The 21,428-nt window shown below is 64.2% G+C and carries 20 protein-coding genes; 16 read left to right on the forward strand and 4 right to left on the reverse strand.

The genetic code is table 11. The features are described 5' to 3' along the window. Nucleotides 1-512: 512 nt before the first annotated feature. Both ilvD and ACNJX8_RS20620 read left to right on the forward strand, forming a co-directional pair. Nucleotides 513-2,234: a dihydroxy-acid dehydratase gene (ilvD, locus tag ACNJX8_RS20615; protein ID WP_128933595.1), complete on the forward strand. Its 1,722-nt coding sequence runs from the start codon at nt 513-515 to the stop codon at nt 2,232-2,234. Further along, entirely contained in the window at nt 2,221-3,045 is an 825-nt protein-coding gene (locus tag ACNJX8_RS20620; RefSeq protein WP_091885564.1) for a tetratricopeptide repeat protein, read from the forward strand. The genes ilvD and ACNJX8_RS20620 overlap by 14 nt, the downstream gene beginning before the upstream one ends. Nucleotides 3,046-3,098: 53 nt before the next feature. Here ACNJX8_RS20620 and xth read toward each other — a convergent pair whose 3' ends face one another. Continuing rightward, nucleotides 3,099-3,896 (reverse strand): exodeoxyribonuclease III, encoded by a 798-nt coding sequence (gene xth / locus ACNJX8_RS20625; RefSeq protein ID WP_128945869.1) that lies wholly within the window; start codon nt 3,894-3,896, stop codon nt 3,099-3,101. A 153-nt stretch (nt 3,897-4,049) separates the two neighbouring features. Between xth and ACNJX8_RS20630 the strand changes: the two genes are divergently transcribed. Together ACNJX8_RS20630 and ACNJX8_RS20635 are read left to right on the forward strand one after the other, a co-directional pair. Further along, complete coding sequence (locus ACNJX8_RS20630; RefSeq protein WP_439356589.1) at nt 4,050-6,359, forward strand: ATP-binding protein; 2,310 nt, start codon at nt 4,050-4,052, stop codon at nt 6,357-6,359. 302 nt (nt 6,360-6,661) lie between these two features. After that, the gene (locus ACNJX8_RS20635; RefSeq protein ID WP_439356590.1) at nt 6,662-7,309 is read left to right on the forward strand and encodes a DUF4272 domain-containing protein; all 648 of its coding nucleotides are present in this window, start codon (nt 6,662-6,664) and stop codon (nt 7,307-7,309) included. A 58-nt stretch (nt 7,310-7,367) separates the two neighbouring features. On the opposite strand, the gene erpA is transcribed toward ACNJX8_RS20635, so the two are convergent. After that, nucleotides 7,368-7,697, reverse strand: coding sequence for an iron-sulfur cluster insertion protein ErpA (erpA, locus tag ACNJX8_RS20640; RefSeq protein WP_024342679.1), 330 nt, complete (start codon nt 7,695-7,697; stop codon nt 7,368-7,370). A gap of 124 nt (nt 7,698-7,821) precedes the next feature. On the opposite strand from erpA, the gene ACNJX8_RS20645 reads away from it, so the two are divergent. The 12 genes from ACNJX8_RS20645 (at nt 7,822) to surE (ending at nt 19,899) form a co-directional block, all read left to right on the forward strand. After that, nucleotides 7,822-9,030 (forward strand): deoxyguanosinetriphosphate triphosphohydrolase, encoded by a 1,209-nt coding sequence (locus ACNJX8_RS20645; protein ID WP_439356591.1) that lies wholly within the window; start codon nt 7,822-7,824, stop codon nt 9,028-9,030. 9 nt (nt 9,031-9,039) lie between these two features. Further along, nucleotides 9,040-10,830, forward strand: a complete 1,791-nt coding sequence (argS, locus tag ACNJX8_RS20650) for an arginine--tRNA ligase (protein ID WP_439356592.1) — start codon at nt 9,040-9,042, stop codon at nt 10,828-10,830. A 140-nt stretch (nt 10,831-10,970) separates the two neighbouring features. Beyond that, nucleotides 10,971-12,554: an SPOR domain-containing protein gene (locus tag ACNJX8_RS20655; RefSeq protein WP_439361945.1), complete on the forward strand. Its 1,584-nt coding sequence runs from the start codon at nt 10,971-10,973 to the stop codon at nt 12,552-12,554. A 46-nt stretch (nt 12,555-12,600) separates the two neighbouring features. Next, on the forward strand, nt 12,601-13,629 hold the full coding sequence (gene nagZ, locus ACNJX8_RS20660; RefSeq protein ID WP_439356593.1) for a beta-N-acetylhexosaminidase: 1,029 nt from the start codon (nt 12,601-12,603) through the stop codon (nt 13,627-13,629). After that, entirely contained in the window at nt 13,626-14,465 is an 840-nt protein-coding gene (locus ACNJX8_RS20665) for a segregation and condensation protein A (RefSeq protein WP_128933604.1), read from the forward strand. Before nagZ ends, ACNJX8_RS20665 begins: the two co-directional genes overlap by 4 nt. A 21-nt stretch (nt 14,466-14,486) precedes the next feature. Further along, a complete protein-coding gene (gene scpB, locus ACNJX8_RS20670) occupies nt 14,487-15,239 on the forward strand; it encodes an SMC-Scp complex subunit ScpB (protein WP_164934908.1) in 753 nt (250 codons plus the stop codon). A gap of 164 nt (nt 15,240-15,403) precedes the next feature. After that, nucleotides 15,404-15,640: a twin-arginine translocase TatA/TatE family subunit gene (locus ACNJX8_RS20675; protein WP_091885538.1), complete on the forward strand. Its 237-nt coding sequence runs from the start codon at nt 15,404-15,406 to the stop codon at nt 15,638-15,640. An 85-nt stretch (nt 15,641-15,725) separates the two neighbouring features. After that, nucleotides 15,726-16,262, forward strand: coding sequence for a Sec-independent protein translocase protein TatB (gene tatB, locus ACNJX8_RS20680; protein ID WP_439356594.1), 537 nt, complete (start codon nt 15,726-15,728; stop codon nt 16,260-16,262). Next, the gene (gene tatC, locus ACNJX8_RS20685; protein ID WP_439356595.1) at nt 16,259-17,068 is read left to right on the forward strand and encodes a twin-arginine translocase subunit TatC; all 810 of its coding nucleotides are present in this window, start codon (nt 16,259-16,261) and stop codon (nt 17,066-17,068) included. The genes tatB and tatC overlap by 4 nt, the downstream gene beginning before the upstream one ends. A gap of 200 nt (nt 17,069-17,268) precedes the next feature. Next, complete coding sequence (serS, locus tag ACNJX8_RS20690) at nt 17,269-18,600, forward strand: serine--tRNA ligase (RefSeq protein WP_439356596.1); 1,332 nt, start codon at nt 17,269-17,271, stop codon at nt 18,598-18,600. Between the two features lie 59 nt (nt 18,601-18,659). Then, nucleotides 18,660-19,022 carry a hypothetical protein gene (locus tag ACNJX8_RS20695; protein WP_439356597.1) on the forward strand — a complete coding sequence of 121 codons (363 nt, stop codon included), beginning with the start codon at nt 18,660-18,662 and terminating at the stop codon, nt 19,020-19,022. Nucleotides 19,023-19,131: 109 nt separating this feature from the next. Then, nucleotides 19,132-19,899, forward strand: coding sequence for a 5'/3'-nucleotidase SurE (gene surE / locus ACNJX8_RS20700; RefSeq protein WP_128933608.1), 768 nt, complete (start codon nt 19,132-19,134; stop codon nt 19,897-19,899). A 55-nt stretch (nt 19,900-19,954) separates the two neighbouring features. Here the strand turns inward: surE and ACNJX8_RS20705 are convergent, their stop codons facing one another. Together ACNJX8_RS20705 and ACNJX8_RS20710 are read right to left on the reverse strand one after the other, a co-directional pair. Then, on the reverse strand, nt 19,955-20,269 hold the full coding sequence (locus ACNJX8_RS20705; protein ID WP_128931407.1) for a hypothetical protein: 315 nt from the start codon (nt 20,267-20,269) through the stop codon (nt 19,955-19,957). Beyond that, entirely contained in the window at nt 20,266-21,372 is a 1,107-nt protein-coding gene (locus ACNJX8_RS20710) for an IS5 family transposase (protein WP_128937143.1), read from the reverse strand. Before ACNJX8_RS20710 ends, ACNJX8_RS20705 begins: the two co-directional genes overlap by 4 nt. Between the last annotated feature and the right edge of the window lie 56 nt (nt 21,373-21,428).

A 21,428-nucleotide genomic window follows, 5' to 3' on the forward strand; every position in this document is an offset into this window, starting at 1 on the left:
GGACGCAGCGCAGAGTCACCCTGGCGATGCGAAGCATCGTCCAGCGACGATGCGCTGCAGAGCCGGGGCCCATGTCGCTGCGTCGTACCGTGTGGCCCTGGATCCCGGCTCTGCGCCGCAACCGCTGCGCGACCGGGACATGAGAGGGGCTCGGTGGTGCAGCAGGGCGCCGACTCAGCCCAGCCGCCTCATCGTCAAACGGGGGCGCGCTGCCCGTGCCGTGAAATCGGAAGTTGTGGATCATCATCCCTGCGAGGGTATCTTGGTAGGACAATCCGTGTCTTCCACGCCACGATTGTTGTGTTCAAGCAACAGTGATTGGTGTTTTGACCCTCATCACCGGCCGTTCGCATCAGCGCCGCTTTTTGGCCACACCCGAACATGAATAAAATCACTCTAATGATTTAAGGGCAGCGGCAGTCTTCGACGGCGACGGGAAATCCCAAGGTCGATTCAAATCTTGGCTCTGATTTTTCGGGTCTGAAAGGGTTGACCGGGGAAACTGGTTTGCGATGAGCGCGAAGATCGACAAGCAGAGGCTGCCGAGCCGTCACGTGACGGAAGGCCCTGCGCGCGCGCCGCATCGGTCCTACTTCTACGCCATGGGTCTGACCACCGAGCAGATCCACCAGCCCTTCGTCGGCGTCGCCTCGTGCTGGAATGAAGCCGCCCCCTGCAACATCGCCCTGATGCGCCAGGCGCAGGCGGTGAAGAAAGGTGTGGCGTCGGCCGGCGGGACCCCCCGCGAATTCTGCACCATCACCGTCACCGACGGCATCGCCATGGGCCATGACGGCATGCGCTCCTCGCTGCCGTCGCGCGAATGCATCGCCGACTCGGTCGAGCTGACGGTCCGCGGTCACGCCTACGACGCCCTGGTCGGCCTGGCCGGCTGCGACAAGTCGCTGCCGGGCATGATGATGGCGATGGTCCGTCTCAACGTGCCGTCGATTTTCATTTACGGCGGCTCGATCCTGCCCGGCAATTTCCGCGGGCAACAGGTCACCGTGCAGGACATGTTCGAGGCGGTCGGCAAGCATTCGGTGGGCGCCATGTCGGACGAGGATCTCGACGAGATCGAGCGCGTGGCCTGCCCCTCGGCGGGCGCCTGCGGCGCGCAGTTCACCGCCAACACCATGGCGACCGTCTCCGAGGCGATCGGCCTTGCGCTGCCTTACTCGGCCGGTGCCCCCGCACCTTATGAAATCCGCGACGCCTTCTGCATGACCGCGGGCGAGAAGGTGATGGACCTGATCGCCTCCAACATCCGGCCGCGCGACATCGTCACCCGCAAGGCGTTGGAGAATGCCGCTGCCGTGGTCGCCGCATCCGGCGGCTCGACCAATGCTGCGCTGCACCTGCCGGCGATCGCGCACGAGGCGGGCATTAAGTTTGACTTATTCGACGTCGCCGAAATCTTCAAAAAGACACCATATATCGCTGATTTGAAGCCGGGCGGCCGTTATGTCGCCAAAGACATGTTTGAAGTAGGTGGCATACCGCTTCTGATGAAGACGCTGCTCGACAACGGCTTCCTGCACGGTGATTGCATTACCGTCACGGGCCGCACGATCGCCGAAAACCTCAAGAGCGTGAAGTGGAATCCGCACCAAGACGTGGTGCACCCGGCAGACAAACCCATCACCGTCACGGGCGGTGTGGTCGGTCTGAAGGGCAATTTGGCGCCAGAAGGTGCGATCGTGAAAGTCGCGGGAATGTCCAACCTCAGGTTTACCGGTCCGGCCAGGTGCTTTGACCGTGAGGAGGACGCTTTCGAGGCGGTTCAGAAGCGCACCTACCGCGAAGGCGAAGTCATCGTGATCCGCTACGAGGGGCCGAAGGGCGGCCCGGGCATGCGGGAGATGCTCCAGACCACCGCGGCGCTGACCGGCCAGGGCATGGGCGGCAAGATCGCGCTCATCACCGACGGCCGCTTCTCCGGCGCCACCCGCGGCTTCTGCATCGGCCATGTCGGGCCCGAGGCCGCAATTGGCGGCCCGATCGGGCTGCTCGAGGACGGCGACATCATCGAGATCGACGCCGTCGCCGGTACCCTTAACGTAAAATTGAGCGACCAGGAGCTCGCCCAGCGCAAGACCAAATGGGCGGCTCGCGCGACTAACCACACGTCGGGTGCGCTCTGGAAGTATGCTCAGCAGGTTGGACCAGCGCTCGGGGGGGCGGTGACCCATCCGGGCGGCGCGCACGAGAAACAGTGCTATGCGGACATCTAGGCGTGCGATAGTTGCGTTTATGTTGGGGGCTGCTGCGCTGGCCGCGCCGGCGCTCGCCTTTGACGGCGCGCCGGTCAACAAGGATGCGACCATCCCGGTCGTGACCACCTTGCCAGGGGCTGCGAATACGGTTCGCACCAGAGTTCCGCCGGCGGTCGCATCCCAGGAAACCTCGCTCAGCGCCCTGCAATATGCCGCCGAGGGCGGTCACCCCATCGCGCAGTGGAAGCTCGGCCGCATGTACGCCAATGGCGACGGCGTCGCCCAGGACGATCTGCGCGCCTTCGAATATTTCAGCCGCATCGCCAACGCGCATGCCGAGGACAGCCCCTCGGCGCCGCAAGCGCAGATCGTGGCCAACGCCTTCGTCGCGCTCGGCCGCTACTATCTCAGCGGCATCCCGAACTCGAAGATCAAGTCGGATCCGGAGCGGGCGCGGGAGATGTTCTCCTATGCCGCGTCCTATTTCGGCAACGCGGACGCGCAGTACGATCTGGCCCGCCTGTACCTGAAGACGCCGGACGCCTCGCGCGAGGATTTCCGTTATGGCGCGCGCTGGCTCGGCCTCGCCGCGCAGAAGGGCCAGCATCAGGCCCAGGCGCTACTCGGCCAGATGCTGTTCAACGGCGACCGCCTGCCGCGACAGGCCGCGCGCGGCCTGATGTGGCTGACGCTGGCCCGGGACAGCGCCGGGGCCGAGGAGACCTGGATCAAGGAAAGCTACAACCGCGCCTTCGCCAAGGCCTCCGACGACGACCGCGCCATGTGCCTGCAAATGCTGGAGCAGTGGGTGCAGGGCCGCCGGGAATAGCTCGGTCCCGTAAGGGCGGGCAAAGCACAGCGTGCCCACCACCTGATCGGCGCTTACGCCGCCTCGAGATCGAGATCCGCCCACACCGGTACATGGTCCGACGGCTTCTCCCAGCCGCGCACATAGCTGTCGATACCGACATTGGCGAGCCTGTCACTGGCCTGCGGCGACAGCAGCAAATGGTCGATGCGCAGGCCCTGGTTCTTCTGCCAGGCCCCGGCCTGATAATCCCAGAAGGTGTAGAGCCCTCCCTCATCCGTGACCGCCCGCAAGGCGTCGGTCAGGCCGATCCCGAGAAGGGACTGAAAGCTCTCCCGCGTCTCGGCCTTGAACAGGGCGTCCTCGGTCCAGGCGGCGGGATTGTGCACGTCGCGCCCATGCGGGATGACGTTGAAATCACCGGCCAGGATCAGCGGGACCTCCTCCTTGAGGCGCTCCTTCGAATACTCAAGAAGCCGCGACATCCATTTGAGCTTGTAGGGATATTTGTCGGTGCCGACCGGATTGCCGTTGGGCAGATAGAGGCAGGCAATGCGCAACACCCCCTGCTTGAGCGTCACCACGCCTTCGAGGAAGCGGGCATGCGCATCCTCGTCGTCGCCGGCGAGGCCCGACTTGGTCTCGTCGAACCGGAGCTTGGAGAGCAGGGCGACGCCGTTGAACGTCTTCTGCCCGTGCGTGACCACGTTGTAGCCGAGCGCCTCGATCTCCAGCCGCGGGAAGGCTTCGTCGACGCACTTGATCTCCTGAAGGCAAACGATGTCCGGCTGGCACTCCTTCAGCCAGGTCAGTAGCAGGTCGATGCGCTGCCTGACCGAGTTCACGTTCCAGGTGGCTACTCTGATGGGCATTGGAGGGCTCCAGGCGGGAGCCACCGTTAGAACAAAATGCAAACGCACCCGTCAAGGCGGCCGCAGAATCTCCCACAAAATTAACCCGGCTTAAGCGCGCGTCGGGTCATTGATGCCCAAAAGGTTCCTCTGACGGGATGGCCGGACAAATCCATGAAGCGAACTGAGCCGCGCGATGGCGTGATGGGCGCGTTCCTGTACTGGCTCGGCGGCTTCGAGATCGAGGACGGCCTGACCGCCGATCTCAGCGAGCGGGCGCTGCGGCGCATCCGCGCCAAGCAGATCGACGCGGTGACGCGGCTGATCCCGGTGACGATGGCCGTGACCATGCTCAACGTCGCCATCGTGCTGATCCTGTTCTGGGGCAGGGGCTGGAACGATTTCCTCGCGATCTGGGGCATGGCGTTCGCCGCTACCGCCTTGCTCGCGGTGCGTTCGTGGCGGCGGTCGCATCGAAATCCGCTGCAGGAGGCCTCAAGCCGCGCCGCGCGGCAGGTGCTGCGACAGGCGTTCTTCCTCGCCGCGATCTGGGGCATGCTGCCGCTGGCGCTGTTCAGCCGCATCGGACCAACCAGCCAGCTCATCCTGGCCTGCCTGATGGTCGGCATGATGTCGGGCGGAGCGTTCACGCTGTCGACCTTCCCTCGTGCCGGCCTCGTCTATCTCGCCACCATGACGATTGCCTGCGTCGGCGCGCTGCTCTTGTGCGGCACCGGGCCGTATCTGGTGACGGCGGTATTCCTGCTGCTGTTCGCATTCTTCATGGCGCGCAACATCGTCTCCCAGGGCAACCTGTTCCTCGGCAATCTCAAGGCCCAGCTCGAGCTCGAGCGCCAGACCGAGATCATCTCGCTGCTGCTGAAGGACTTTCAGGAGAACGCCAGCGATTGGCTGTGGCAGACCGACGCCGAGGGGCATCTGGTCGACGTGCCCCAGCGCTTCGCCGACGTCGCTCAGCTGCCGCTTCCGCTGCTGACGGGATCGCACTTCGCCGACGTGCTCGACATGCTCTGCCCCGAGGACAAGAGCGCGGCCTACAACATTGTCGGCCTGATGGAGCAGGCCGAGCCTCTGCACGAGATGAATATCAAGGTCGTCGCCGGCGGGGAGGCGCGGCTGTGGTCGCTGACGGCGAAGCCGGCCTACGATCGCGACGGCCAGTTCCTCGGCTATCGCGGCTTCGGCCGCGACGTGACCGAGCGCTGGCGCGCGGAAAAGGCCGAGGCCGAGAGCCGCGCCAAGTCCGACTTCCTCGCGGTGATGAGCCACGAGATCCGCACGCCCATGAACGGCGTGCTCGGGCTCGCCAGCATGCTGCTGGAGACAAAACTCGATCCGGAGCAGCGCGAGGCCGTCACCACAATCCGGGAGTCCGGCGACAATCTCCAGCGCATCCTCAACGACATTCTCGACCTGTCCAAGCTCGAGGCCGGCCGCTTCGCGTTCGAGGCGATCGACTTTGCGCCGCAGGCGCTGGTCGAGACCGCCGCGACCGTGGGGCGCGCGAGTGCCAAGAGCAAGGGACTTGCGGTCAAGGTCGAACTCGATCCGAACCTGCCGCCGACGCTGCGCGGCGACGTCGCCCGCATCCGCCAGGTGCTGCTCAACCTCGTATCCAATGCGGTGAAGTTCACCGACGAAGGCGAGGTGACGATTTCGGCCACCTGCCAGGCGCGGCGCGATCTGCTGGCGACCGTGGAATGGACGGTGACCGATAGCGGCATCGGCATCGCCCCCGAAAAGCTCGGCCAGCTCTTCAGCGACTTCGCCCAGGCCGACGCCTCGATCAGCCGCCGCTTCGGCGGCACTGGCCTCGGTCTTGCGATCTCCCGGCGCATCATCGAGCAGATGGGGGGCACCATCGGCGTCAGCTCGATCCCAGGCAAGGGCTCGACCTTCCGCTTCACGCTGGTGCTGCCCTGGAGCCAGGCCCAAGTCTCCGATGCGACGGCTGAGCGCGATGAGGCAGAGGAGCTGAAAGCCCGCATCGCCGGCCTCGACCGGCCGCTGAAGGTGCTGGTCGCGGAGGACGATGCCGTCAACCGCATGGTCGTGAGCAAGATGCTGGGGGCCTTCGAGATCGAGCTGCGCGTCGTCACCGACGGCGGCGAAGCGGTCACGGCGGCCTCCGAAGTCGACTACGACGTCGTGCTGATGGACGTGCGCATGCCCGATATGGACGGCCTTGCCGCAACCCGCGCGATCCGCGCGCAAGGCGGCCGCTTCGAGGCCTTGCCGATCGTCGCGCTCACCGCCAACGCGTTCCCCGAAGACGTCAAGATCTGCCGCGAGGCGGGCATGTCGGATTTCCTCGCCAAGCCGCTGCGCAAGCCCGCGCTGGTCGCGGCCCTGCTGCGCGCGCTCGACGGCTACACCATTTCGGAGGACGCGCCGCTCCAGCCGGAGCTGGTGCCGGTCGATGTCGAGTGGACGGACGAGGAAAGGCAGATGACCGGCACTTAAAACTGCCGGTCAGATCATGCTGATGACGGTGTCACGTGACACCGCGACCACCGCTCCGATCATGCTGTTGGCGTCGCCACCACTGTCCGCACGGGTGCGCTGGACCCGTAGCGTACGCTTGTCGAGGAAGTGATCGGGAGCTGCGGACGTGAAGCCATTTGCAGTCGCCCAACCGCTCGCAGGTTGGCGGTCGGATAGACACGATTGACATGGTCGATCTTGTCGCTGCCGATCAGGCGCGTGATATTGTCTATTGAAAAGAGTCTGGGGATTGGCGCGACGAGAATGGGAGGGGCAGGGAGATGGGGACAGCGGAAGCGATTGATAGAAAGCTCAGATCAGAAAGGACGCTTCGAGCCGAGGGCGTGCCCTTCCTTGCTGCATTACCGGTTATCGAGACGACGGGTGAGGCGCTGAAGCGGTCGAAAGAAGATGTCGCGCTGCGGATGCTTTGTCTCCTTCTCGTTGCTGCGAAAGGCGAAGGACTTGGTCAAGAAATAGTTGAAGGGGTTCTGGAATTCCACGAACTCCGGCCCCATCTGACTGCGAAAGAACTCGCATTCGTGTTCGACCATTCGCCCTCGGAGCATCACCGCATTCAATTCACTTGGAGGCACGAAGCCGCCTGGACTTTGCTCTGGGCACTGGGCTTCGTGGCCCAACTCGGCAAGCCAGCTCAGATTTGCGACGTGGAATTCGCCGCGAGGACAATGATCGAAAGGACAACCCCTCAGTTCATCGAAGACTCTGAACTTCGTCCGATCGCTGACATTCTCGATCAGGCCGATCTGATCTACAGGTACCATTGGACTGTTAGAAACGCCCGCATGAAAGGACAGCAGCTACCGGCCGCTCTCCATCCGGGCGTGACGGAAGAGCGACACTACGCTTTGAACTGGCTCATCGGATACAACGAACAAGCGTGGGATCAGGTCACAACGGACACCTAACACGTCAGCGCGGTGTGCGGGCGGCTCTCACTTTGACGTTGAGCAATGCCGCTGTCGGCTAGACCGAGAAGCTCGTCCCGCAGCCGCAGGACGCCGTCGCATTGGGATTGTTGACGCGGAACGAGGCGCCGATCAGATCGTCGACGAAATCGACCTGCGAGCCCGCCAGGAACGGCTGCGAGGCGGAATCGACCAGCACCACCGCGTTGTCCTGCTCGATCACGAGGTCGTCGTCGGTGCGGGCACGGTCGATGTCGAACTTGTACTGGAAGCCGGAGCAGCCGCCGCCCTCGACCGAGATACGCAGCATCGCGCCAGAACCTTCGCCCTTGAGGATCTCCCCAATCCGGCGTGCGGCCCGGTCGCTGATGGTCACGGCAGTCGTCATTACTGGTCTCCAATAGTCCCCGCGGTCATACCAAATTCATTTGCCCAATTCATTTGGTATCCCGCGTCCGACATAGTTAAGTGCCACCATACGCAGAATCAAATGGATAGGGACTAAATTCGCCGTGTCCGTCGGAATGGCTGCCCCCCGCGCGCCCTATGCCTGCGACCCCGATCGCAGCCGCGGCCGGCTGGTCGCCGAGCCCCCGAGCCGGACCCGCAGCCCGTTCCGGCGCGATTGCGACCGCGTGATCCATTCCACCGCGTTCCGCCGCCTGAAGTACAAGACCCAGGTGTTCGTGTTCCACGAGGGGGACCACTACCGCACCCGGCTGACCCATTCGCTGGAGGTGGCGCAGATCGCCCGCGCGCTGGCCCGGCAGCTCGGGCTGGACGAGGATCTCACCGAAACGCTGGCGCTCGCCCATGATCTCGGTCATCCGCCGTTCGGCCATGCCGGCGAGCGGGCGCTGGACGCCTGCCTGAAGGAGTTTGGCGGCTTCGACCACAACGCCCAGACGCTACGCGTCGTCACCGCGCTGGAGCACCGCTATCCCGAGTTCGATGGGCTGAACCTGACCTGGGAATCGCTGGAGGGCATCGTCAAGCACAACGGCCCGTTGACCGATCGCAGCGGCGCGCCGACCGAGCGCTACCGCGAGCACGGTGTTCCCGTCGGCATCGCCGACTATATCAAGACCTATGACCTCGAATTATGGAGCTTTGCCTCGATCGAGGCGCAGGTCGCCGCGATCGCCGACGACATCGCCTATGATGCCCACGACATCGATGACGGCCTGCGCGCCGGCCTGTTCCACCTCGACGATCTCAAGGTGATACCGCTGACCGCGGAGATCATCGCCGAGACCTCGGCGCAATATCCTGATCTCGAAGATGTCAGGCGCGGCGCAGAGCTGGTGCGCGAGCTGATCTCGCACCTGATCGGTGCGGTGTTCGCGGAGGCGCAGAAGAACCTTGCGTCGGTCAAGCCGCAATCGGCTCAGGACGTGCGCCAGCAGAGCCGGGCGCTGATCGCGTTCCCTGCCGAGGTCGCCGAGGAAGAGGCCGCCATCAAGCGCTTCCTGTATCAGCACATGTACCGCCACAAGCGGGTGATGCGGGTGATGGGGGAGGCGGAGCAGATCCTGTTCGAGCTGTTCGCAAAGTACCTGAAGGAGCCATCTGAACTGCCGCCGGAATGGCTGTTGGGGGCGGAGGCGGACAATGAGGGTGACCGGGCCCGCCGGATCGGCAATTTCATTGCCGGAATGACCGATCGTTTCGCCCTGACCGAGCACCAGCGGCTCTTTGACTCGACCCCGGATTTGCGTTAGGCGGCGGCCATGCCCGACACATCCTCATCCCTGCACCTCTTCGCCGACGTGCTCGCGCGTGTGCACGCCGCCTGCCGTACGCTGGCCGTGGACGCCAACTGGCCTGAGGGCATCGATTTCTCGCGTGTGGTGGTTGAGCCGCCGCGCGATGCCTCCCATGGCGACATGGCGACTAACGCCGCCATGGTGCTTGCGAAAGAGGCAAAGGCAAAGCCCCGCGATCTCGCCGAGCAGATCGCCGAGCGGCTGCGCACGGATGCGCTGATCGCCAAGGTCGATGTCGCCGGCCCCGGCTTCATCAACCTGACGCTGAAGCCGGCTGCCTGGGCGGAGGCTTTGCGCACGGTGCTGCGCGAGGGCGCCGATTACGGTCGCGTCCGCGGCGGCTCCAAGGTCAATGTCGAATACGTCTCGGCCAATCCGACCGGGCCGATGCATGTCGGTCACTGTCGCGGCGCCGTGTTCGGCGACGCGTTGGCAAGCCTACTTCAGTTCGCGGGCCACGACGTCACGCGCGAATACTACATCAACGATGCCGGCGCCCAGGTCGACGTGCTCGCGCGCTCCGCCTTCCTCAGGTATCGCGAGGCGCTCGGCGAGGACATCGGCGCGATTCCGGAAGGACTCTATCCCGGTGACTACCTCAAGCCCGTCGGCGCGGCGCTGGCCAAGGAGCATGGCGACAAGCTCCGCGGGGTGAGCGAGGCCGAGTGGCTGCCGACGGTGCGCGCCAAAGCGATCGCGATGATGATGGACGAGATCAAGGACGATCTCGCCGCCCTCAACATTCGCCACGACGTGTTCTTCTCCGAGCGCTCGCTGATCGAGAACGGCAACAACAAGGTTGCCGAGACCATCGATTTCCTACAGGCCAAAGGCGACATCTACGAGGGTCGCCTGCCGCCGCCAAAGGGCGCGCCGGTCGAGGATTGGGAAGACCGCGAGCAGCTGCTGTTCAAGGCGACCGCTTACGGCGACGACGTTGATCGACCGCTGATCAAGTCGGACAATTCTTACACCTACTTCGCCTCCGACATCGCCTACCACAAGAACAAGTACGACCGTGGTTTTGCGGAGATGATCGACGTCTGGGGCGCCGACCATGGCGGCTACATCAAGCGCATGCAGGCGGCGGTGAAGGCGACGACATCAGGCAAGGGCGCTCTCGACGTCAAGATCGTGCAGCTCGTGAAGTTGCTGCGCAATGGCGAGCCGGTGAAAATGTCGAAGCGGAGCGGGGACTTCGTCACCTTGCGTGAGGTGGTGGATGAGGTCGGCCAGGACGCCGTCCGCTTCATGATGCTCTATCGCAAGAACGATGCGGTGCTCGATTTCGACCTCGCCAAGGTCGTGGAGCAGTCGCGCGACAACCCGGTGTTCTACGTCCAGTATGGTCACGCCCGCGGTCACTCGATCTTCCGCAACGCGCGGGCCGAGGTATTCCCGGAACTGCCCCGGGATACCGCCAAGCGGATCGCCTGGCTGAGTGAGTCGGCCATGGAACGGTTGTCGGATCCGGTCGAACTCGATCTTCTCAAGCGCCTCGCAATTTATCCGCGGGTGATGGAAGCTGCCGCCGCGGCGCACGAGCCGCACCGAATTGCCTTTTATCTCTATGATTTAGCCAGCGAATTTCATGCGCTTTGGACGAAAGGGCGCGATTTGCCCTATTTACGCTTCATTATCAATAATGATGCAGATCTTACAAAAGCGCGACTGGCCATGGTCCAGGGCGTCGTCTCTGTCCTGGCATCGGGCCTCGCCATCCTCGGCGTCCATGCCCCGGACGAGATGCGGTAGTTTGGGGCGAACTACCTAATGGGAATTGGGGGGTAACCGGCAGAAGCCGGATCGCTTAGACTTGGTTGAAAGCCTTGTGGGTCGAAAGCCGTGCCTTGGTCGAGGGGCGCGCGGCTTTCCCGAAGGGACGCATCATCACGATGGCCGAACGATATCAGGACAGACCGTTTCCCTCCGATGACTATGGTCGCGGTAGCGATCAGCATGGGAAGGCGGAAAATGATCCCTTGGCCGAGCTCGCCCGTCTGATCGGACAGACCGATCCGTTCGCAGCGCAGTCGCGGCCCACTGTCCGCCCGAAAGCGGCGCCTGCCCAGAGCTATCGGGAAGACGACTATCGCCAGGACGATGATCAGCAGGATTACGCCGAGCAACCTCCGCCGCCGCCCGGGCCGCCCTCATGGATGCGGCGCGCCAACGTGCAGCCGCAGCCGGCACCCGCGCCGGAGCCTGACTATCCCGTCTCCGTAAACCCGATTCATCCGTTGCATCGCTATTCGGCCCAGCCGACTGCGCCTGCCCCAGAGCCGGATTTTCATCAGCCGCAGACCCACCAGGATCACGCTTATCAAGCTCAAGCGTATCAGGATCAGGCCTACCAGCAGCACGGGCAGGCCTATCAGGAGCAGGCCTATCAGGAGCAGGCCTATCAGGAGCCGTACGCGCAGCCCGATCCGTCGCGCTACGATGATGCGCTCTATGGCCGGCTCGAGGCAGGCGAGCAGGACTATCAGCGCGATCCGGCCTATCCCGACGATCCCTACGCGTACCAGAACGACTATCCCGAGGCCGAACTTGACGAGCCGAAGAAGCGGCGCGGCGGCATGATGACGGTCGCGGCGATCCTGGCCCTTGCCGTGGTCGGGACTGGCGCTGCCTTTGCCTACAAGACCTATGTGGGCTCGCCCCGCAGCGGCGAGCCGCCGATCATCAAGGCCGACAACTCGCCGACCAAGATCGTGCCGGCGCCGACGGACTCCTCGGCTAAGGTACCGGATCGCATGGTGAGCGGTGACGGCACCGAGAAGATCGTGCCGCGCGAGGAGGCGCCTGTCGACGTCAACGCCAGGGCGGGTGGACCCCGCGTGGTGTTCCCACCGCTGAACCAGAATGCGAACCCGCCGTCGGTGGCGAGTGTGTCGCCGTCGATGGTGCCGCCGCCGAGCGCAGGGCCGACTCCGAGCAACGGCACACTGCCGAACAATTCGCCGCGTTCGATCAGGACGGTGGCCGTGAAGGGCGATCAGACCGATAGCGCCACACCGCAATCCGCCGCTGCGAAGCCGGCAGCTGCGCCAAAGCCTGTTGTCGCGCCGCCTGCACCAATCGCGTCGCGCAATCCGCCGACCTCGGCCAATGCCAGCGCCAACCAGCCTATGTCGCTCGCGCCGCAATCGGGACCGACGGCCGAGCCTCCGCAGCGGATGGCTGCGACCAATCCGACGCAACTCGCCCCCACCAGCAGCGGCGGCTACATCGTGCAGGTCTCCTCGCAGCAGAGCGAGGACAGCGCCGCCGCATCCTATCGGGTGCTTCAGAGCAAGTATGGCAGCGTGCTCGGATCGCGCTCGCCGGTGATCAAGCGCGTCGACCTCACCGACAAGGGCAAGGGCATCGTCTACCGCGCCTTCGCCGGTCCCTATGGTTCGGCAGAGGAGGCGACGCAGGCATGCAACAGCCTCAAGTCCGCAGGCCTGTCTGCCTGCTTCGTCCAGAGGAATTAACGGCCGTTTCCTTGACCCCCTCGCGGGGCAGGGTTAATCGGCCGTTATGAGCACGCGGGCCTTCATTACCGGCGTATCCGGAACGGAACTGACCGCCGCCGAGCGGGAGTTTATCCGTGCCGAACGCCCATGGGGCTTCATCCTGTTCAAGCGCAATGTCGCGACACCGGCGCAAGTTGCTACATTGGTTGCGGAATTGCGGACGGTTGCGAATGCTGCCGAGGCACCGGTCCTGATTGATCAAGAGGGTGGGCGGGTGCAGCGGCTGGGGCCGCCGCACTGGCCGGTCTATCCGCCGGGGGCCGTATTCGCGACTTTGTACGACACTGATTCGGTGCTCGGGCTCACTGCGGCGCGCTTGAGTGCCCGCCTGATCGCGGCCGATCTCGCCGATCTCGGCATTACCGTGGATTGCCTGCCGCTCGCTGACGTGCCGGTGCCGGGTGCCGATGCCGTCATCGGCAACCGGGCCTACGGCACTGAGCCGGGCAAGGTCGCGGCGATTGCCCGTGCGATCACCGAAGGCCTGGAACAGGGCGGCGTGTTGCCGGTCCTCAAGCACATCCCTGGTCATGGCCGGGCCACTGCCGACACCCATTTCAAGCTGCCGACGGTCGACACGCCCCGGGACGAGCTGGAGCGGACCGATTTCGCCGCGTTCAAGCCGCTTTCGGACCTGCCGATGGCCATGACTGCACATGTTGTGTTTAGCGCGGTCGACCCCGCCCATCCGGCGACGACATCTGCGACAATGATTGCTGACGTGATTCGCGGCGCAATCGGGTTCCAAGGTTTATTAATGAGTGATGACGTGTCGATGAACGCGCTGTCGGGGAATATCGCCGAGCGGACCCGCGCTATCTTTGCGGCCGGTTGCGACGTGGTCCTGCATTGCAACGGCAACATCGAGGAGATGCGCGACGTCGCCGCTCAGACACCCGAACTGTCTGGCAGGGCACTGGAGCGGGCGAAAGCCGCGCTCGCCGCACGCAAGCCGCCGCAGCCGTTCGACCGGGCGGCCACACGCGCGGAACTGGACGCATTGATCGCACGGGCAAACACGGCATCGGCATGACCGCAGAAATCCTATCGTTCGAAACCGGGCGGCCCGCAGAGCTCGCCGAGGGCGAGCCGGCGTTGGTCGTGGACGTCGAGGGCTATGAGGGCCCGCTCGACCTGTTGCTCGCACTGGCACGGCAGCAGAAGGTCGACCTTGCCAAGATTTCGATCCTGGCGCTGGCGGACCAGTATCTCCACTTCATCGAAGCTGCGCGGAAGATCCGGCTGGAACTCGCTGCTGATTACCTCGTGATGGCGGCCTGGCTCGCCTTCCTGAAATCGCGCCTGCTGCTGCCGGAGCCGCCGAGCGCGGAAGGCCCGAGCGCCGAGCAGATGGCGACCGCGCTCGCCAACCGTCTGCGCCGGCTGGAAGCCATTCGCGAAGCCGCCAATCGGCTGATGAACAGGCCGCAATTGCAGCGCGACATCTTCCCGCGCGGCGAGCCCGAGCAAATCGCCGAGATCAAGCATCCGAAATACACGGCGACGCTGTACGACCTGCTCACCGCCTATGCTGCGCAGCGCCAGTCGCGCGTGCTGGCGAGCGTGCATCTGGCCAAGCGCACGGTGTGGTCGCTCGCCGAGGCGCGCGCCACGCTGGAGCGGCTGGTCGGCAGCATCAGTGAACAGGACGACTGGGGCGTTCTCGACGACTTCCTAATCCGGCACGTCGCCGATCCGACGCAGCGCGCGACGGTGTTCGCCTCTAGCTTTGCCGCCGCGCTCGAACTGGTGCGCGAAGGCCAGCTCGAGCTGAACCAGAAAGAGGCGTTTGCGCCCATCTATTTCCGGAAGGGGCGTCCTAAACCGGTTCCGGACGCAGCTCCTGCGCCCGATGCGCCGGTCGGTTAAGTGCAAGAAGGAGAATCTGCCATGGCAAGCCTGGCTGAAGTGCGGGTAGAAGAGGCCGAGCCGATGGACAATGAATCCCAGGCACGTCCCGAGGAATTGCGGCTGCTGGAAGCGCTGCTGTTCGCTTCGAGTGAACCGCTGGATACCGCGACGCTGGCCAAGCGGATGCCGGATGGCGTCGACGTCAAGGCGGCGCTCGAGCAGCTGCAGGCCGACTATGCCTCGCGCGGCGTGAACCTCGTGCGCGTCGCCAACAAATGGACCTTCCGCACCGCCGGCGATCTCGCCTGGCTGATGACGCGGGAGAGTACCGAGACCCGCCGCCTGTCGCGTGCCGCGATCGAGGTGCTGGCGATCATCGCCTATCACCAGCCGGTGACACGCGCCGAGATCGAGGAGATCCGCGGCGTCGTCACCTCGAAGGGCACACTGGACGTGCTGCTGGAGACCGGCTGGATCAAGCCGCGCGGACGCCGCAAGACGCCCGGGCGCCCATTGACCTTCGGAACCACTGAGGACTTCCTGTCGCAGTTCACCCTGGAACAGCTCGGCGACTTGCCGGGCCTCGAAGAGCTGAAGGGCACGGGTCTGTTGGATTCGCGCCTGCCGACCGGATTCACCGTGCCGACGCCGTCGGATGACCCGGCGCTGCGTGAAGACGAGGATCCGTTGGAACCGGGCGAAGACCTCGATCTGGCGCTGGCGCCCGCGGTCGAGCCCGAGGCGCCGGAAGGCGGCAATGAGGGTGGCAGCGAAGGCGGCACTGAAGAGTGACGCCGGTCCGTTCACGGGCCCTGCGACCAGTTAACACTAGCAAGATTGCGTAGTGCCAACAGCGAATTGGCGCTGCCTTGGTCCTTGTTTTTGAGACCCGCCAAGCCTAGGTTTCGGTAAAGATCGGCCGGGTCCCCGGCCATGCGCGTTTGGAGGGTTGCAGGATGGGTTCACTCAGCATTTGGCACTGGATCTTGGTGATCGCAGTGGTCCTGCTGCTGTTCGGCCGCGGCAAGATTTCGGATCTGATGGGCGACGTGGCGCAGGGCATCAAGGCGTTCAAGAAGGGCATGCAGGACGACGACAAGCCCGCTGAAAAGCCCGAGCCGAACAAGTCCATCGAGCACAACAACGCCGCGCCGACCGCGGCACGGTCCGACGTCGGCAGCAAGGCCGTCTGAGCCAGAGAGCATGCGAGACGCGGGTAGCCCCGATCCTGCGCGCGAGGGATTGGGCCGGTTGCGGCTGGCGTGAACGGAAGACCTCATGTTCGACATCGGCTGGAGTGAACTGGTCCTCATCGGGGTCGTGGCCCTCATCGCCATCGGCCCGAAGGAGCTGCCCGGCGTGCTACGCATGGTCGGACAGTGGATGGGCAAGGCCCGCAAGATGGCCGCCGAATTCCAGGGCCAGTTCCAGGAAGCGATGCGCGAGGCCGAGATGGCCGACCTCAAGAAGAGCTTTGACGAGGTCAAGGAAGCCGCGACCGGCTTCAATCCGCTGACCTCGCTTCAGAAGGACGTCAGCAACGCGCTCCGCGTCGATGCGCTCGACAAGCCGGCAGAGACGCCAGCCGCCAGCGCCGCCGAACCGTCGGCGACTTCAAGCGAAGCACCGGCGACTTCAAATGAAGCGCCGGTAACGCCAACGACTCCGGAAGCCCCGACGCCCGCGACCTTCATGGAAGCCGAGGCGCATGCGGCAGCGAACGAGCCGCTCGCGATCACCCGTGAGGTCGAGCAGGCCCACGTCACGCAAGACACCGCGCCATCCGAAGCGATCAAGGACGTCAAAGCGTCATGACCGACGCCGATATCGAGGCCAGCAAAGCCCCCTTGATGGACCATTTGATCGAGCTGCGGTCGCGGCTGATCAAGGCGCTGCTCGGCTTTGGCGTCGCCTTCATCTTCTGCTTCTTTTTCGCCAAGCAGATCTACAACGTGCTGGTCTGGCCGTTCGTGTGGGTCGCGGGTCCTGAGAATTCCAAGTTCATCTACACGGCACTGCTGGAATATTTCATCACCCAGCTGAAGCTCGCGCTGTTCGGCGCCGGCTTCATCTCGTTCCCGATCGTCGCGACGCAAATCTACAAGTTCGTGGCGCCCGGTCTCTACAAGCACGAGAAGCAGGCCTTCCTGCCGTACCTGGTCGCGACCCCGTTCTTCTTCGTGCTGGGCGCGGCGCTGGTTTATTTCGTCGTGTTGCCGATGCTGGTCCGCTTCTCGCTCGGCATGCAGCAGGCTGGCAGCGACGAGACCGCGCAGATCCAGCTCTTGCCCAAGGTCGGCGAATATTTGTCGCTGATGATGTCGCTGATCTTCGCCTTCGGCATCGCCTTCCAGCTTCCGGTGATCCTGACGCTGCTCGGACGCGTCGGCATCATCACATCGAAGATGCTGCGCGAGAAGCGCCGCTATTTCATTGTGATTGCCTTCGTCATCGCGGCCGTGCTGACGCCGCCTGACGTGCTCAGCCAGTGCTCCCTGGCGATTCCCTTGCTGGCGCTCTACGAGGGTTCGATCATCGCGGTGGCGATGGTGGAGAAGAAGGCGGCGGCCTCACAGGCCACCGGTACCGACGTGTCGACGCCGGCCAAGCCTGCGGAGTAGAGGGCGGGCCAAATCCTCAGTGTCATTCCCCGCGAAGGCGGGGAATCCAGTACGCCGGGGCCTATCGGGGAATCACGGACGTCTCTGGAATACTGGATCATCCGCCTTCGCGGATGATGACAGCCGTGCTAGGAGACGCGCTAATGTAAACGGGCAACGTTCGATGTTGCATGTTTACGCGCTGCCCCAGGACCACAGCCATGCACGACATCAAATCGATCCGCGACAATCCGCAAGCCTTCGACGCCGGCCTCACGCGGCGCGGCCTGAAGCCGATGTCGGCCTCGCTGCTCGCGATCGACGAGAAGCGGCGTGCGGCGATTCTGGCCTCCGAGCAGGCGCAGGCGCGGCGCAATGCGGCATCGAAAGAAATCGGCGATGCCAAGAAGGCCAAGGACGAGGCACGCGCCGCCAAGCTGATGGCCGAGGTCGCCGAATTGAAGACCACGATGCCGCAGCTCGAAGCTGCCGCGAAGGCCGCCGACGAGGAGTTGACGAAAGAGCTGTCCGCGATCCCAAACATTCCGTTCGACGAAGTGCCCGACGGCGTCGACGAGCACGGTAACGTGCAGCACCACGTGTTCGGCAACAAGCGCAACTACAGCTTTGCGCCGAAGTTGCATGACGATCTCGGCACCGCGCTCGGCTACATGGATTTCGAGGCGGCGGCAAAGCTCTCCGGTGCTCGCTTTGTCGTGCTGAAGAAGGGGCTGGCGCGGCTCGAGCGCGCCATCGGTCAGTTCATGCTCGACCTGCACACCACCGAGCACGGCTACACCGAAATCAATCCGCCGCTGCTCGTACGCAACGAGGTGATGTTCGGTACGGGGCAACTGCCGAAATTCGAGGACGACCAGTTCTGGGCGATCAAGGGCGAACTGCTGGCTGCGCCCGACCATGAGCGGCTAAAGTCCGAGCGCCTCGGCTTGATCCCGACCGCAGAAGTGTCGCTCACCAACCTCGCGCGCGAATCCATTCTCGACGAGAAGCAATTGCCGATGCGCCTTACCGCGCTGACGCCGTGTTTCCGCGCCGAGGCCGGCGCCGCGGGCCGCGACACCCGCGGCATGATCCGCCAGCACCAGTTCACCAAGGTCGAGCTGGTCTCGATCACGACGCCAGAAGCGAGCAAGGACGAGCTGGAGCGGATGCTGTCCTGCGCCGAGCAGGTGCTTCAGAAGCTCGACCTGCACTACCGCGTGATGACGCTCTGCGCAGGGGATATGGGTTTCTCGTCGCAAAAAACCTACGACATCGAGGTCTGGATGCCCGGGCAGGGTGACGGCGGCATGTTCCGGGAGATCTCGAGCTGCTCGGTCTGCGGCGACTTCCAGGCGCGACGTATGGATGCGCGCTCGCGCGGGCCGGACGGCAAGCCGCGCTTCGTGCACACGCTGAACGGCTCCGGCACCGCGGTCGGCCGCGCGCTGATCGCGGTGATGGAGACCTACCAGCAGGAGGACGGCTCGATCGCGGTCCCCAGCGTGCTCCAGCCCTATATGGGCGGGCTGAAGGTGATCGCGCGCGAGTAGGGTTGCGAAGATCGGGCGGCAGGCTATCCTGCCGGCCCCTCAACGCGAACCCACCATTCATGGCCTTGCACCGCGACATCTTCTGGGTCGGCCGACAATGGGCGGTGACGGGTGCCGGCATCCAGGCCGTCGATCAGCGCCTGCGCGGCGTGCTCGACATCGAGATCGCGCGGCTCTGGGACGATGATCTCGTGCGGAGCCGGCGGGCAAAGCCCGGAGTCAATGCAGCGGATTTCGACAAGGCGCTGACGGTCGCGCGCGAACGCTTCCCGCAGGCGCCGGTGTCCGACCCGTTCGTCGCGCAGCTGGAGGCCCTCGGCGTGATCGAAAATCCCGTCGAGGGTCCGGTCGTGCCGGCGATGCAACTGCATGCCGAGGGTCGGCTGGCGCGCTTCCTGCCGCAATGGCGCATCCGCCGGTAGTAGGATCCAGGCCGGGAACCTGGCCGCCGCGACCCAATCGGCCGGTTTGCCTGATTGGGCAGAGCCGGATAAGACGGCTCAGACCCGCTTTCTGGTATCGACCTTTCGCATGCGTATTCTCTGCACCAATGACGACGGCATCCACGCCCCCGGCCTCAAGGTCGTGGAGGAGATCGCGCGCGCCTTGTCCGACGACGTCTGGGTGGTGGCGCCGGAGCTCGACCAGTCCGGCGTGTCGCATTCGCTGTCGCTGAACGATCCGTTGCGCCTGCGCGAGGTCGGCCCGCGGCACTTCGCCGTGCGCGGCACGCCGACCGACTGCGTCATCATGGGCGCGCGCCACATCCTCGGGCCCAAGCTGCCTGATGTCGTGCTGTCCGGCGTCAACAAGGGGCGCAACGTCGCCGAGGACGTGGTTTATTCCGGCACCATCGCTGGCGCGCTGGAAGGCACCATCCTGGGGCTGCCGTCGTTCGCGCTGTCGCAGGAGTTCAGCGTCGAGACCCGCGAGCGGCCGCCGTGGGACACCGCGCGCAAGTTTGGGCCTGACATCCTGCGCAAGGTGATCGCCGCCGGCGTCCCGAAAGACACGGTGATCAACATCAACTTCCCGTCGTGTGCGCCGGAGGATGTGCTCGGCATCCGCGTCACGCGCCAAGGCAAGCGCAATCTCGGCTTCCTCAGGATCGACGAGCGCAGGGACGGCCGCGGCAATCCCTATTTCTGGATCGGGTTCGAGCGCACGGCGATGATGGACACGCCCACCGACGGCACCGATCTCGCGGCGCTTCGCGAGCGCTATGTCTCGGTGACGCCGCTCAGGCTCGACCGCACCAATGAAGCGTTTTCAGAAGAATTGAGCGCGACGCTGAAGTAGCGCCTAGAGCATTATCGGTTCTGATTGAATCAGAGCCGAAGCCTTCGAAAACGCTTTAGCAGGCTGTTGAAGAAGTAGCCAATCGGCGGGCGATAAAAGGAATGTCGTCGCCGCCTTCGAGGCATATCTTACCTTCGAGCGAGCCATCGGCGAGCTCTTCTGCCCAACCACGGCCTTTTGCGGGCTCCATCTCGTCGTTGCCATCCCATGTGAACTCGACGGCATCGCCTTCGCAACGGCCGTATATTGCCCCGGTGAGACAATCCAGGGCGAACTCGCCACCGTCGTTTGTGAACAGGATGTAAGAGCCCGACCCGGCCATGTCGTGATCGGGCGTTTCCACGACGCGCCATTTGCCCCGCACGCTCATAGCTGCACCGCCAGCAGCTTGGGCAGGCGGATCAGATTGTAGGCGGCAAGCGCCAACGTAAAGACGGCGTCCACACGCTCGCGCCCTCGCAGCTTTACCTTGGCCAGACCGGCGGAACTCTTGATCCATCCGAACACTTCCTCAATCCGCTTGCGGCAGCGTTGGCTGATCTCGTAGCCGGCATGGCGGGTGGAGCGGGCATCGACCGCCGTCTTGCGCGGGACGCCTGTCTTGCTGAGGTGTCCGTCGATTGCGATGTGCGGCGTCACCGATCGTTCTCTCAAGTCGTGCACGAACTGCGTAACGTCATAAGCCTTGTCCGCGCCGAGCGTGACCCGCCGGCCTCTGGGATGGCAATTATCAATCAACGCCAGCGCTGTCTCTCGTTCGGCCGTACCGGTGGCCTGGCTGACAATGCCGCCGACCGCCAAACCATGGCGATTTTCCATCAGAGCATGCCCCATGTAGCAGAGCTTGGCCGGCTGCCCATCGCCCTTCTTGTACAGCCGAGCCTCCGGATCGGTGGTGCTTTGGTGCGTCTTGTTTGAACGCTTCTCCTTGTGGAAGCTGCGCTCAGCGTTACGTCCCGGCCCCCCACTGTCGTTGTCGCCTCCATCCCTTCTGCGGAAGCTCTTGATCGAAGCCCACGCCTCAATCAGCGTGCCGTCCACCGAGAAGTGGTCGCTCGACAATAGCCGCTTCACTTTCGGCTGAGCCATTACCGCGGAGAGGAACTTAGCGGCGATCTCACCCTCTAGCAGCCGGTCGCGGTTCTTGGAAAAGGTCGAGTGGTCCCACACCGGATCGTCCACGCCAAGACCGACAAACCAGCGGAACAACAGGTCGAACTCCAGCCGCTCCATCAATTGTCGTTCCGAGCGGATGCCATAGAACGCCTGCAACAACATCGCCCGAAGCAGCCTCTCCGGTGCAATCGAGGGTCGGCCAAAGTCCGTGTAAAGCCCCGCAAATGCCTTCGATAGATCGTCCAGCGCAGCGTTCACAATCTCCCGGATCTTCCGTAAGGCGTGATCCGGGCGAACCCGCGCTTCAAGATCCACGTAACTGAAGAGCGATCCAGACCGCTCGTCCGATCCCCGCATCATGGCCTCCCGATTCAACTATCGAGAGAATCACGTCCACTGCCATCCCGCCAGAG

Origin of the sequence: Bradyrhizobium sp. SPXBL-04 (genome assembly GCF_051853035.1) — a bacterium.
Classification (GTDB): domain Bacteria; phylum Pseudomonadota; class Alphaproteobacteria; order Rhizobiales; family Xanthobacteraceae; genus Bradyrhizobium; species Bradyrhizobium zhanjiangense.

Excerpts from the sequence above, each read along its gene's own strand:
- surE (WP_128933608.1), top strand. The coding sequence starts at position 19,132 with ATGCGTATTCTCTGCACCAATGACGACGGCATCCACGCCCCCGGCCTC.
- erpA (WP_024342679.1), bottom strand. The coding sequence starts at position 7,697 with ATGACGACTGCCGTGACCATCAGCGACCGGGCCGCACGCCGGATTGGG.
- tatB (WP_439356594.1), top strand. The coding sequence starts at position 15,726 with ATGTTCGACATCGGCTGGAGTGAACTGGTCCTCATCGGGGTCGTGGCC.
- ACNJX8_RS20620 (WP_091885564.1), top strand. The coding sequence starts at position 2,221 with ATGCGGACATCTAGGCGTGCGATAGTTGCGTTTATGTTGGGGGCTGCT.
- ACNJX8_RS20675 (WP_091885538.1), top strand. The coding sequence starts at position 15,404 with ATGGGTTCACTCAGCATTTGGCACTGGATCTTGGTGATCGCAGTGGTC.
- ACNJX8_RS20630 (WP_439356589.1), top strand. The coding sequence starts at position 4,050 with ATGAAGCGAACTGAGCCGCGCGATGGCGTGATGGGCGCGTTCCTGTAC.
- ACNJX8_RS20665 (WP_128933604.1), top strand. The coding sequence starts at position 13,626 with ATGACCGCAGAAATCCTATCGTTCGAAACCGGGCGGCCCGCAGAGCTC.
- ACNJX8_RS20710 (WP_128937143.1), bottom strand. The coding sequence starts at position 21,372 with ATGCGGGGATCGGACGAGCGGTCTGGATCGCTCTTCAGTTACGTGGAT.
- ACNJX8_RS20695 (WP_439356597.1), top strand. The coding sequence starts at position 18,660 with ATGGCCTTGCACCGCGACATCTTCTGGGTCGGCCGACAATGGGCGGTG.
- scpB (WP_164934908.1), top strand. The coding sequence starts at position 14,487 with ATGGCAAGCCTGGCTGAAGTGCGGGTAGAAGAGGCCGAGCCGATGGAC.
- tatC (WP_439356595.1), top strand. The coding sequence starts at position 16,259 with ATGACCGACGCCGATATCGAGGCCAGCAAAGCCCCCTTGATGGACCAT.
- argS (WP_439356592.1), top strand. The coding sequence starts at position 9,040 with ATGCCCGACACATCCTCATCCCTGCACCTCTTCGCCGACGTGCTCGCG.
- ACNJX8_RS20635 (WP_439356590.1), top strand. The coding sequence starts at position 6,662 with ATGGGGACAGCGGAAGCGATTGATAGAAAGCTCAGATCAGAAAGGACG.
- ACNJX8_RS20705 (WP_128931407.1), bottom strand. The coding sequence starts at position 20,269 with ATGAGCGTGCGGGGCAAATGGCGCGTCGTGGAAACGCCCGATCACGAC.
- xth (WP_128945869.1), bottom strand. The coding sequence starts at position 3,896 with ATGCCCATCAGAGTAGCCACCTGGAACGTGAACTCGGTCAGGCAGCGC.
- ACNJX8_RS20655 (WP_439361945.1), top strand. The coding sequence starts at position 10,971 with ATGGCCGAACGATATCAGGACAGACCGTTTCCCTCCGATGACTATGGT.
- serS (WP_439356596.1), top strand. The coding sequence starts at position 17,269 with ATGCACGACATCAAATCGATCCGCGACAATCCGCAAGCCTTCGACGCC.
- ilvD (WP_128933595.1), top strand. The coding sequence starts at position 513 with ATGAGCGCGAAGATCGACAAGCAGAGGCTGCCGAGCCGTCACGTGACG.
- nagZ (WP_439356593.1), top strand. The coding sequence starts at position 12,601 with ATGAGCACGCGGGCCTTCATTACCGGCGTATCCGGAACGGAACTGACC.